Below are 13131 nucleotides of genomic sequence, written 5' to 3'. Positions count from 1 at the left end.
AAACTGTCTCACTAACTTTAGCATGCTATTGATTTGTAGGAATAAAACCAATCACACCCCAATAACTTGACGATTGGTAGGTGAATACCAACGTTTACCTATTCAAGGTAATTAGTCGGAGCCAAACAGGTCGCGTGTATACACTTTATCTGCAACGTCAGCGAGTTCCTTGGCCATACGGTTACTCACAATCACATCGGCAACGGCTTTAAACTCAACAAGATCATTTACTACGCGGGAATGGTAAAAAGTTTTCTCTTTCAGCACGGGCTCATACACGATCACCTCAATGCCTTTGGCCTTAAGGCGCTTCATGATCCCTTGGATACTCGAGGCCCTAAAGTTATCCGAGCCTGATTTCATAATAAGCCGATAAATGCCCACGACCTTAGGATTACGACTTAAAATAGATTCAGCAATAAAGTCTTTACGGGTCGTGTTTGATTCAACGATCGCACCAATAATACTATTTGGCACATCAGCATAATTTGCCCGCAGTTGCTTAGTATCTTTAGGTAAACAGTAACCACCATAACCAAAGGAGGGATTATTGTAGTGGTTACCAATACGCGGATCTAAACACACACCTTCAATAATTTGTCGCGAATCTAAACCATGTGTCTCAGCATAAGTATCAAGCTCATTAAAGTAAGCTACACGCATCGCAAGATAAGTATTAGAGAATAATTTAACCGCTTCAGCCTCAGTAGAATCAGTAAATAACACTTGAATATCTTTTTTCACTGCACCTTGCACTAATAAATCAGCAAATACCTTTGCGCGCTCGCTGCGCTCACCGACAATAATCCGTGATGGATGTAAGTTATCGTAAAGCGCTTTACCCTCACGCAAAAACTCAGGCGAGAACAAAATATTATCGCAATTAAACTTTTGCTTGATCTTAGCAGTAAAGCCTACAGGCACAGTAGATTTAATTACCATCACCGCCTTAGGGTTAATGGCTAATACATCTTGAATAACCGACTCGACAGTAGAAGTGTTAAAATAATTCGTTTTTGGATCGTAATCCGTTGGCGTAGCAATAATTACAAAATCAGCATCTTCATACGCAAGTTGTTTATCCAAGGTTGCAGTTAAATTAAGCTCACGATGCGCTAAAAAGTCTTCAATCTCAGCATCAACAATCGGTGATTTGCGAGCGTTAATTAACTCCACTTTATCCGCGATAACATCAACAGCAGTAACTTGATGGTGCTGAGCTAATAAAACAGCGTTAGAAAGGCCCACATAACCAGTACCAGCAATAGCAATTTTCATTTTTAACTCATATACGTAAAAAAGATGACGACTTAAATATCGACTACACATCCCAAAATCAAGTTAACAAGCGAAATAGCCTTTTCGCTAGAATTTGACTCAACATAACAACGTAACTCAGGAGCGTTACCAGAAGGCCGTAAGTGGACAACATCCCCATTTGTCAGTGTGATTCGAAGTCCATCAGTTGTATTAACTGATAGTACCTCAAATTGGCCGAGCGATAACTTAGTTAGTAAGTCTTTTGGCGATGCAATGCCCTGTGCAATCAGCGCAAGGCTTCGCTCCCTTGCAAAATTCTGAATTCGATCACTTGCCGTAAAAATTGGAGGGAGCTGTGCTATTAACTTAGAGATAGGAGCATTAGCCGCCATCGCTAACACAGCAAGAGCAGGAAGCAGAGCATCACGTGTAGGCAATGCACTTAAGTTCACACCATTTAAATCAATATCAGACCCTAGCAAAAAACCACCATTAGCCTCAAAACCAGCTACACGGGAGAATTGAGTCTGCAATGCTGAAAAAGCCTCAATCACATAGGGCGAGCCAATTTTAGTACGTAAAACTTGCTTAAAAGAATTACAAGCTTCAACTGCAGAATTGCAACTAACAGGAATAGCAAGCGCCTCGATTTCTAAAAACTGAGCTGCGAGTAAGCATAAAATGTCGCCACGAAGGTAAGTACCTGTTTCATCAGATAACAAAGGTCGGTCACCATCACCATCAGTGGAAAAAACCGCATCTAATTGATACTCTTTTTGCCAACGCTGTGCCATTTCAATATCTTGCGAACTCACAGCTTCAGTATCTATCGGTACAAATTGATCGCTACGACCAAGACTAACAACCTCAGCACCTAGCCTCTGAAATAACTTAGGATAGAGGTCGCGCCCTGCACTGGAATGCTCATAAATACCGATACGTTTACCCACTAATAAAGTAGGACTAAATAAATCAAGATAACGGCCAATGTAAGACGTTACAGCTACATCAGAAACGGCGGGTAAATCGCAAACCTCAGCCTGAACCAACTCAGAGTCCGCAGCTAGAATAGCTAACTCATCAGCTTTTGTGATTTCACCATTGGGACGATAGAACTTAAGGCCGTTACGATCAAATGGAATATGGCTCCCCGTAACCATAATGGCAGGAATGTTTTGCTGCATTGCCATAAAAGCTAATGCAGGCGTTGGCACAACACCAAAGTAAATGGGCTGCACGCCTAATGCTATCAAGGCGCTGGCACAAGCCTGTGCCATTGCATAGCTACTCGGCCGATTGTCTATCGCAATAGCAACACTATCAAATGTAAAATTCTGCTGCATCACGCCAACAAAGGCTTGAGTAAAAGCCATGCAAACCTGCGGCGTAAAGTGAGTGACTAACCCTCTGGCACCACTAGTACCAAAAGCAATAACACTTTCCGATAAAACTGAACTAGTGCTCGGCATAAACTACTTCCCTTCTACTCGTCCGTATCTATCTTCAAAACGAACAATATCATCTTCACCAAGGTAAGAACCGGATTGAACTTCAATCAGCTCAAGATCAACTTTGCCGGGATTCTCAAGCGCGTGAATCACACCTACTGGAATATAAGTCGATTGATTTTCTGTTAACAGAATATCCTTATCGCCATTCGTCACTTTGGCTGTGCCGGATACCACAACCCAATGCTCCGCACGGTGATGGTGCATTTGTACCGATAACTTAGCGCCGGGTTTTACGGTAATACGCTTAACCTGAAAACGCTCACCATTATCGATGGAGTCATACTTACCCCAAGGGCGATATACCTCACGATGGAAAGTCACCTCGCTACGCTGCTCCGCTTTAAGCTGGCCGACAATCGCTTTTACATGTTGTGATTGATCCTTATGGGCAACTAATACCGCATCCTTAGTATTTACGATAACTAAGTCTTCAACCCCCACTGTGGTGATAAGCTTATTGCCACCAAATACTAAGGTGTTTTTCGTATCAACAGCTTTAACATCGCCATTGAACACATTACCAGAGGCATCTTTACTAGAGACTTCCCATAAAGCCGCAAAACCGCCTACATCGCTCCAACCCGCATCCATGGGTACAACCACAGCATCTTTAGTGTGTTCCATCACAGCATAGTCAATAGAGTCGTCGGGGCAGGCTTCAAACGCAGCTTTGTCAATACGAATAAAATCGCTGTCATTATTTTGCACTTGCATAGCAAGCTCACAGGCAGCGTAGATATCGGGACGATAAACTCTTAATTCATCAAGATAACGGCTGGCTTTAAATAAAAACATGCCGCTATTCCAGTAATAATCACCACTGGCAATATACGCCTTAGCGGTTGCTAAATCTGGCTTTTCAACAAAGCAATCAACAACATAACCATGCTGACAAGCATCGCCACGCTTAATATAACCGTAACCCGTTTCAGGTTTATCACCCACAATACCAAAAGTGACTAGCTTCCCCGTAGCAGCTAACTCAGCGGCCTTACTAACCGACTGTTGAAATGCAGCAACATCATCTATTACATGGTCGGCCGCTAACACCAATAACAAAGGATCTTGTCCTAACTCAACCGCTTTAAAAGCAGCCAAAGCAATCGCTGGCGCAGTATTACGGCCAACAGGCTCTAACAAAATACCGTTATGCTTAACACCTAACAGCCTTACCTGCTCTGCCGCAATAAAGCGGTGCTCTTCATTACAAATCAACATCGCAGGTGCATGCTCAATACCATTTAAGCGGCTGATGGTGTTTTGCAGCATAGTGGCGTTGCCAGAAAGCGATAAAAACTGTTTAGGAAAATTGCCACGTGACAGCGGCCACAAACGTGTGCCAGAGCCTCCTGCCATGATTACGGGTAAAATCATCATTATTCCTTAATTAAATCGGTATAAGCTTTGTCAAAGTACCACTTAGTATGAATGTGTACGTTATCATCAATCATCAAACTGGGCACATCAAACCATTTATAACCGCCGTGCTGAATGGCCAGCGGTAAATTATCTAACTGACTATCAAGCTTTAAATAATACGCTATAGCAACATAATGGGTTGTATTATCAGTCGCGGAAACATTGCCACTGAAGACGCTATCACTAAAATCACTAAAGACATTATCAGTATAAAAGTGGTCAAATGGGCCGAGTAAAGTCGCTTGGTCAATAGTAAACTCTTGGCCAAGCTCATCACGGGTTAAACGCTTAAAGGCCTCTGCAAGTGGTTCATTCTTTAATATGCGACCACCGGGTACAAACCAATAATTCTTCGCGGGACGATTTAAGCGCTGGCCAAGTAACACTTGTCCATTTGAGTTGGTAACCACTAAATCGATGGACACTAAAGGCGTACTTGCAATAACAGTTGAAAAAGTAGGTTGGTCTAAAAACATGCAGACCTACTTTCTAAAGTTATCTTGGTTAGCCAAGAACCATTGGTAGGTTGTCTGTAATCCCTGCTCCAAGGTTATCGAGGCCTGCCAACCTAAAGATTTTAGGCGTGATACATCCATCAACTTACGCGGCGTACCATCGGGTTTAGTGGCATCGAATACAATGTCACCGGTAAAACCCACCACTCTTGCAACGGTTTCGACCAATTCACGAATAGTGCAATCGACGCCAGTTCCCACATTGATATGACTTAACATAGGCTCGGTATTGGCTTCATAAGTCGCCTGGTCTAAATTCATTACATAAATAGAGGCTGCGGCCATATCATCAACGTGTAAAAACTCCCGCATCGGCGCACCAGAGCCCCATGCCACCACTTGTGAATCATTTTTCAATTTTGCTTCATGAAAGCGGCGCAGTAATGCTGGGATTACATGGGAGTTTTCTGGGTGAAAATTATCATTTTCGCCATACAAGTTGGTTGGCATCACTGAGCGATAATTGCGGCCATATTGGCGATTGTAAGACTCGCACATTTTAATACCAGCAATTTTGGCAATAGCATAGGGTTCATTCGTGGGCTCCAAAGTACCAGTTAACAATGCTGACTCTGTCATAGGCTGGACAGCAAGTTTGGGGTAAATACAGGATGAGCCTAAAAACAATAAATCCTGTACGCCCGCGAGGTGCGCACTATGGATAATATTATTTTGGATAGTGAGGTTTTCAAAAATAAACTCAGCGGGGTAAGTATTATTGGCAATAATGCCGCCCACTTTTGCAGCTGCAAGGTAAACTTGTTCAATTTTCTCAACTGCAAAAAAATGCCGCACCGCAGCTTGATCAAGCAAGTCAAGCTCATCACGGCCACAAGTCACAACATTAACATCACTTTTTTGAAGTAATTGACGAACAATGGCAGAACCAACCATACCGCGATGACCAGCAACAAATATTTTTTTCATGTTTAAACCCACCAAACAATAAAAAAGCTGAGATCATAATCTCTGCTAAAGCACAATCACTTAGCAAAATACAATCAGGCTAAGTTACTCAACGGATACGCTGATATCATAGCCATGGCGCTTAAGGATGGCGTGTTGTTTAGCTTTATCCAAATCGTTTTGCACCATCTCTGCACACATTTGCTCAACCGTAATTTCAGGCACCCAGCCAAGCTTGGATTTAGCTTTTGACGGATCCCCTAATAAAGTTTCAACTTCTGCAGGGCGGAAGTAGCGAGGGTCAACTTTAACAATCACATCGCCGACTTTAAGTGCCTTAGCGTTATCACCTTCAATCGCAATAACAGTAGCGATTTCATCCACCCCTTTACCACTAAATTCAAGGGTAATACCGAGCTCAGCCGCTGACATACGCACAAACTCACGTACCGAAATTTGTTTGCCCGTGGCAATCACAAAATCTTCGGCCACATCTTGCTGAAGCATCATCCACTGCATACGCACATAATCTTTGGCATGGCCCCAGTCGCGCAGAGCATCCATATTACCTAGGTATAAACACTTCTCTAACCCTTGGGAAATATTTGCAATAGCACGAGTAATCTTACGGGTCACAAAGGTTTCACCGCGACGTGGTGACTCGTGATTAAACAAAATACCATTACAGGCATACATGCCGTAGGATTCACGGTAATTCACCACAATCCAGTAGGCGTACATTTTAGCCACTGCATAAGGGGAGCGCGGATAAAATGGCGTAGTTTCCCGCTGGGGTATTTCTTGCACCAGACCATAGAGCTCTGAAGTAGAAGCCTGATAAAAGCGCGTCTTCTTTTCAAGTCCACAAATACGAATAGCCTCAAGCAAGCGCAAGGTGCCCATGGCGTCTACATCCGCCGTGTATTCCGGCGACTCAAACGATACAGCCACATGCGACTGCGCACCCAGGTTGTAAATCTCATCGGGTTGAATCTCTTGTACCAACCGCACTAAATTAGAGGTATCAGTTAAATCACCATAGTGTAGAAAGAAATTTGGACTAGATTCGTGTCTATCCTGGTAGATATGGTCAACGCGTTCAGTGTTGAACAATGAAGCGCGGCGTTTAATGCCGTGAACGATATAACCTTTATCCAATAATAGTTCAGCTAAATAAGAACCATCCTGACCTGTAACACCAGTTATTAAAGCAATTTTTTTCATTTTTTCTTCTTATCTCATAGTTAAAAATTTCGTAATCGGCTCTACTTTTGAAGACCAAACATGATTAGTCATAACATACTGTCTTCCTTGCAGACCAATTTGAGAAGCGTAATCGTGTGATAATAAACTAAGAATAGTCTCTACATATTGCTCTGGCGTATCGGAAGTCAAAATATTATAACCAGGTATTGCACCAATACCCTCTAGACCAACTGTTGAAGTTATTGCAGGTATTCCAAGTGCCATATATTCTAAAACTTTATTTTGTACGCCTGCACCAATTCTCACAGGGCAAACACCGACAAAAGCACCATCGCAACTGTCTATTATGCTATTAACAGAACCGGTAACTACAACGTTAGAAAACTTTTCAAGTTGTAATTTCTTTTTTTCTCCAATTCGGCCAACAATCTTAAATATGTAATCACCATGTTTAAGTAAGAGAGGCATAACAGAAGATGCAAACCAAACTGCAGCATCATAGTTTTGAACTGACGTCATATTACCAATAAAAATAATAGTTCTTTTATCTGGATTATAATCAAACTTAAATAATGCATCATCAACACCATTTGAACTAATACCTAGCAGTTCCCTCTCAACACCATTTTCTACTAAATATGAAAAATCCACATCAGAGACTAAAAAACTTTTATCAAATTTTTTTGTAATACTCTGTTCATAACGTAGTGTTCTAGAATATTCAAAACCGTAAATAACCCCCATTATGCTAGACCAACCAAGCTTATCTCTAACTCTCGAATAGTTTAAAGAGATTGCATCAGTCATTTCAAGAACCTTAGGCTTATTTACGTCTTTTACGTAGTCCGACATTCTAATTAAATGACACAAAACAAAGTCAAAATCATCAACAACATCAGTCACAAGCTTGGAAAAATCATTACTTTGATAATATGCAACTTGAAGAGGCTTTTTTGAAAAAAATGCACAAATACAATTAAAATAGCTTTTCCACCTAGGATGATAAACAACTTTGATCTCTTTAAAAACCTTATCATCGCCGACATCAAAATGTAACTCATCTTTTGCCTCACACAAAGAGAGTAAAGTAATATCAAAATTATTACTAAGTTCTTCGCAAACTTTGTAAATACGTAAACGTTCACCACCTACAACAGGAAATGGAAACCTTGAAGTGATAACTAACAATTTCTTTTTTGACATTTAGAAACCTTAAACAATATTAGTGCAACGACTATCATAATGCTCGCCAAAATGGATAATTAAAGCTGTATCTCAAATCTCTTTTGCGAGTTGATATTTTTTTTGCGGGTACTCCACCATAAATACCATATTCTTCAACGTTACCACTAACTACAGCTCCAGGAAGAATTACCGCACCTTCACCAATAGTACTACCGGGTTGAATTAAAACATGAGGAAAAATGCATACTTTATCACCGATAAAAACATCTTCTTGATAGTAGTCAAAATATAAAGATTCAATCCTATGTCCTGCTGTGTAGATAGATACATGGTGAGAAATCGAAACACAACTACCAATAGTTATCCGACCACGATTATCTAAAAGACAATCTCTATTTACTATAGTATTATTGCCAATATCGACGTTACCGGGGCGGTAAAACTTCACACCCTTTAAAATATAAGAACATTTACCAATTGAGAAACCCAATAATTTCAAATAGCAATTCTTAAGGAAAAAAGTTGGTATTACAGCATAAATAAAGTTCATTAGAAAACATAAATTATGCTTAATCCATCTCAAATTAAATTTTAAAAATTCAGATTTAAATACTGGTCTAAAAATAGAATAAACACTATAAAAAAACAAATAAAATCGCTTCGTTTTAGACTGAATAATATTATGATTTTCTAACACATTTAAAAACTCAGAATATGCTCTAGATGCATACCTATCACTTACACCTCCTAATGACATATAAACAGTATAATTTGATTTTATAAACTGTATATTATTAACATAACACCTAACTAAAAAATCAGTATCTATCGCAATTTTATAACGAGTTGAAAAAAATCCAATTGACTCATAGACAGACTTTGGAACAAAACAGGTAGTATGCACAAATCCAAATCCCAGCCCTTTCTTCAATCTAGCTGGATCAAATTCAGAAGAATTTGTTGATTTGTAAACTCCATTATCTATAAAACAACAATTTGCATAAATCAAACAATTTCGGTTACTACCTAAATATGTATTGACTGCCTTTTCTACAACATCATTGTCATAGACATCATCAGCATTTAAAAAACCAATTAACTCACCTTTAGCTAATGCTAGACCTTTATTCCAAGCATCCGCAATTCCATTATCAGGTTCTGAAACTAGGACATCAACAAGATGACGCTTATTATTGACCACTTCAAGCGTTCGGTCCGTACTCGCACCATCGATAATAATATACTGAATATTAGGATATGATTGTGACTCAATACTACATATTGCATTCAATATACTATTTTCACCATTATAACAAGCGGTAATTATCGTAACTAGTGGTGTATTACAACTAAACAAACTCATAAATCTACCTAATTAAATTTCATTAAAAACCTATCAAAACTTGCGCTTTCTATAGAAATTATAAAAAAATGAGTAAAGTAATATAATCACAAGAGAAAATTGAAAGCCAATTTCAAACACCGCACTCTGAAAAAGACTAAAAAAGAGAGAGACATTAATATATAAAAGTAATGCAAGCCTCAAATGTGGCGCTACAAGATTAACTGTAAAAAATAACACTAAAACATATATGAAAATAAATATTGGCATTAAGAACCCGAAGTCAGAATAAAAAAATATTAGAAATGTTGAGAACGCATTAAATGACTTACCAGTAAAATCACTAGACAATGAAAAATCATTCATTAATTCACCAAAGTAAAAAACTGGTGAATTAATTGATTGAATATTAAATAACGGAAAAAATAAAGATGGTAAAGTTGACAGTGTACTTAATAATGGATAACCGATAAACCAAGCATCACCTAAGCCAGTATCGATTTTTTCGGCCAACAATAAAATAGGGACTGCATGGTACTCCAGCAAAGATAAAATTAAACTTGTGAAAATATTACTCTGCTGTTCAACTCGAAAAATTAAAATACCTATAGATAAAACAAATAGAAAAACTGATGCTATGGCAATTTTACGAAAAGACAAATTATCAACAGAACGTAACAATAAGAATCTTAAAAAAAATACAATAAAAATCCAGTAAATAGCAAAGCGTCCAGCGGTTGCAACAGAGAAAGAAAATAATGAAACTATAAAAAAAACCTCCTCAGCTTTAAAGTTGTTTCTGGATATAATGAATAATATAAAAATAAAATATATAGTCGGCTTTAAAACAAAAAGGGATAGTTGCATCATCAACTTCCCTCCATATAAAGAAAATAAAAAATCATAATCAGAAAAATAAACAGCCCTTATATTTACATATCCATTTTCCATTATGTAAACAAATAATTTCACAGATGGAATAAATAACACAATGCTAACAGCAACAAAAAAAAACATCCTTAATATAGGGTTTACAGAATTATCTCTACTTAAAAACAGCACATTCTTGTTCTTAGAGAAGACAATATAGTTTCCATAAAGTAATGATGAGAGGAATGATATATACGATATTACTAATAATATTATTGTAAACTCTGTTGCCTGAGGTTCATAATTGTCATGTAAAAAAATCAACCAAAATGATTGATATACCCCCAATGCAATTACAGGACATGAAATCATAAACGAGTTTTTAATAGCGGTATACAAAGTTTATTCCTAAATACGTAGAATTATAAATCAAAATATGGCATTACCATAACACCATACTTAAAAAATTATTTATTATTTCGAGATTAAATAATCCAACCGTTAAATCACAAATTATTATGGACACTTATCCTTGACCACAGTAAAATAAAAATGTAACAGAATAATGCAACCAAAGATAAGCTATACTTTTACCATTATTAATGAGTGTTAACAATTTAAAACAACATAAAACGGTTGATAAATACATTCATAAATAGAAAAGTTTGGTTAAAGACTTATAATGTGATTAACTAATATCATTAGTTACCATTTGGCTATATAACTTAATATATTTTTTTGCAACAACTTCACTATCAAACTCACATAAAACTTTTTCACGAGCCGCATCTGTAAGTGCTGATGGATTGTCATGATTTAAAATCCAGTTGATCCCAAATGCCAGATCTTCAATATCAAAAGGCTTTGCTAGATAACCTGTTTGATGATGTTCAATTAAATCCTCATTACCTCCAATAGCAAAACCAACTACTGGTGTGCCGCAGGCAAGAGACTCCATTATTGCGTTTGACAAGTTTTCTTGTAAACTCGGTACTACCATCACATCTGCGGCGCTATAAAGCACACGTAAACTGATGTCATCGTGTAAATGACCTAAATAATGTGCTTTCTGCTTAAAACCCTGCGGAGTTTTTGGTTCACTCGAACCAAACACAACTAGCTCATAATCAGGTGATAACAATTCCAATGCCTGCGCTAATTCTTTAAAGCCTTTCCGTGGATCACTGGTAGCCCCCATCGCGCCAAACAAAATCAATTTTCTATCCAACGGCAAATTTAATAGCTGTCGTGCTACAAATTGGTCAAACGGGGCAAAAGTTTGCGTATCAATTGGATTGGGTAAGTTGACCACCGGAGTATCTTTAAACAAACTGGAGGAAGATGCACATTCAGCCATCCACTTAGACAATCCAACAATGGTCAGATTTGGTAACCGAGCGAAACTAGCTTGTTTACGCAACAAAACCTTACTACTCAAATCGAATTTCTTGTCGGATCGCAATACCGGACATTGGCCACATTGATTTTGATAAGCGGCACACTCCTCATCGTAATGACAACCACCGGTAAAAGCCCACATATCATGCAAACTCCATACTATAGGTGCTTTAATTTTGGCGAGGTCTTCAATACGCATCATTCCGCCAGCAATCCAATGCAAATGTACCAGATCCGGATTTAGGGAGTTAATTTTATCTGCCAAGCCAGAAAAAGGTAACCAACCGGGGCTAAACAATGTTTTAGTTCGGCCTTTGTAACGTAGAACAGGCAAAGAATCTAAAGTCGGACGAATTTTTCCTAATGCCTTTTGAATCTTAGTTTGAGGCCCAATAACAGTAAAATCATCAGACGCCTTAGACTGCACCAACATTTGGCTATCCACGCCCTCAGCTAATAACGCTTTATGCAACCGATACGCCGCCCGTGCAGCTCCACCTTGAATGTCAGAAGTGTTTACAATAAGGATTTTCATTAAAAAATATTCTTTCCGATAAGCAAACGCGCCAGTTTATTAGTCGCGCGCACAATGAATGACTTTTGTTGTTTCTTATAATAAAGTTTAATGGCTTCAACAGCTTGGGGCGACTCAACCATTTCAAGAGGCCAGGTCCATTGCGATGTTATACATAACTGATTCTGCACGGTTGTCAGTGTTTTAGAATTTCCACAATGTACACCACTACCGTCAAGGCCGATATTGTCAACATAACTTTTACTTGGGTTTAAGCATACACCCCCATTTTCATAAATAGTTGCATACCAAAATATGGCCCAAGTATTGATTTTACCAATTTTATTATTTGTAACTTGAGACCAGAAAACGCCAGTGCCATCCAAATCAAAATTATGTTTTTGTTTATCACTCCAGCTATCAATTAAGCGCTGAGGCTCTTTATTAAAATGCTGCCATCTATCTGCCCAAGTCGCCCAACCCCAGCAATTCATCAACCGCCAAAAAAAAGCATCATCCAATCCATCAGTTTCAATCGGATAATTCCAACCACTGATATGCCAAACTTTAGGCTCAGTTTTATATTTTTCCAGAGCGGCATTCATAAATCCAAGAAATGCAGGGGAAGTTACAATATCGTCCTCTAACACGATGACTCGGCCGTATTGCTGAGCCACATTGCTAACACCTTCAATAATATTTCGCGCAAGCCCTATGTTTTGCTCACGTAAATGCAAGGTCACACTTTTAAAACCGTTGACATTACTAATTACATCACGTACAGATTGGACTTTAACAGCATCTTTATCATCACGGGCTGCATCTGCATAAATAATTAAATCTGTGTCTATTGCTTCAGGATTAGCAGCCAAAGCAGTAAGGGTACGTTGTGTGTGATCGGCTCTGGCATAAACGAATAACACTACAGGTGCGAGGGATTTTTGAGTCAGCATATTGTTCTCTATTACCGTTTTCTAATCTTAAGGTAAAAAATTGGTCAAATTT

General features: G+C 38.5%; 11 protein-coding genes. All 11 read right to left on the bottom strand.

What is annotated here, in order from left to right; genetic code table 11:
- Nucleotides 1-111 precede the first annotated feature (111 nt).
- Entirely contained in the window at nt 112-1278 is a 1167-nt protein-coding gene (locus WKR14_RS07160; protein ID WP_339087556.1) for a nucleotide sugar dehydrogenase, read from the bottom strand.
- Nucleotides 1279-1310: 32 nt separating this feature from the next.
- Nucleotides 1311-2729: a phosphomannomutase gene (locus tag WKR14_RS07155; RefSeq protein WP_339087555.1), complete on the bottom strand. Its 1419-nt coding sequence runs from the start codon at nt 2727-2729 to the stop codon at nt 1311-1313.
- Between the two features lie 3 nt (nt 2730-2732).
- Nucleotides 2733-4145 carry a mannose-1-phosphate guanylyltransferase/mannose-6-phosphate isomerase gene (locus WKR14_RS07150; RefSeq protein WP_339087734.1) on the bottom strand — a complete coding sequence of 471 codons (1413 nt, stop codon included), beginning with the start codon at nt 4143-4145 and terminating at the stop codon, nt 2733-2735.
- Nucleotides 4146-4147: 2 nt separating this feature from the next.
- Nucleotides 4148-4666: a GDP-mannose mannosyl hydrolase gene (locus tag WKR14_RS07145; RefSeq protein ID WP_339087554.1), complete on the bottom strand. Its 519-nt coding sequence runs from the start codon at nt 4664-4666 to the stop codon at nt 4148-4150.
- A 6-nt stretch (nt 4667-4672) separates the two neighbouring features.
- Complete coding sequence (gene fcl / locus WKR14_RS07140; protein WP_109277568.1) at nt 4673-5632, bottom strand: GDP-L-fucose synthase; 960 nt, start codon at nt 5630-5632, stop codon at nt 4673-4675.
- Nucleotides 5633-5716: 84 nt separating this feature from the next.
- Nucleotides 5717-6835: a GDP-mannose 4,6-dehydratase gene (gene gmd / locus WKR14_RS07135; protein ID WP_339087553.1), complete on the bottom strand. Its 1119-nt coding sequence runs from the start codon at nt 6833-6835 to the stop codon at nt 5717-5719.
- Nucleotides 6836-6844: 9 nt separating this feature from the next.
- Nucleotides 6845-8020, bottom strand: a complete 1176-nt coding sequence (locus tag WKR14_RS07130) for a glycosyltransferase family 4 protein (RefSeq protein WP_339087552.1) — start codon at nt 8018-8020, stop codon at nt 6845-6847.
- A gap of 34 nt (nt 8021-8054) precedes the next feature.
- On the bottom strand, nt 8055-9365 hold the full coding sequence (locus tag WKR14_RS07125; RefSeq protein ID WP_339087551.1) for a glycosyltransferase: 1311 nt from the start codon (nt 9363-9365) through the stop codon (nt 8055-8057).
- Nucleotides 9366-9398: 33 nt separating this feature from the next.
- A complete protein-coding gene (locus WKR14_RS07120; RefSeq protein ID WP_339087550.1) occupies nt 9399-10613 on the bottom strand; it encodes an O-antigen polymerase in 1215 nt (404 codons plus the stop codon).
- A 289-nt stretch (nt 10614-10902) separates the two neighbouring features.
- Nucleotides 10903-12147 (bottom strand): glycosyltransferase family 4 protein, encoded by a 1245-nt coding sequence (locus WKR14_RS07115; RefSeq protein WP_339087549.1) that lies wholly within the window; start codon nt 12145-12147, stop codon nt 10903-10905.
- On the bottom strand, nt 12147-13079 hold the full coding sequence (locus tag WKR14_RS07110) for a sugar transferase (protein WP_339087548.1): 933 nt from the start codon (nt 13077-13079) through the stop codon (nt 12147-12149). The genes WKR14_RS07115 and WKR14_RS07110 overlap by 1 nt, the downstream gene beginning before the upstream one ends.
- Nucleotides 13080-13131: the final 52 nt, after the last annotated feature.

The organism is Shewanella chilikensis (assembly GCF_037953065.1).
GTDB classification, from domain to species: domain Bacteria; phylum Pseudomonadota; class Gammaproteobacteria; order Enterobacterales; family Shewanellaceae; genus Shewanella; species Shewanella chilikensis.
Note: the sequence above shows the minus strand (reverse complement) of the source record. Positions and strands in the feature narration are given on the sequence as shown.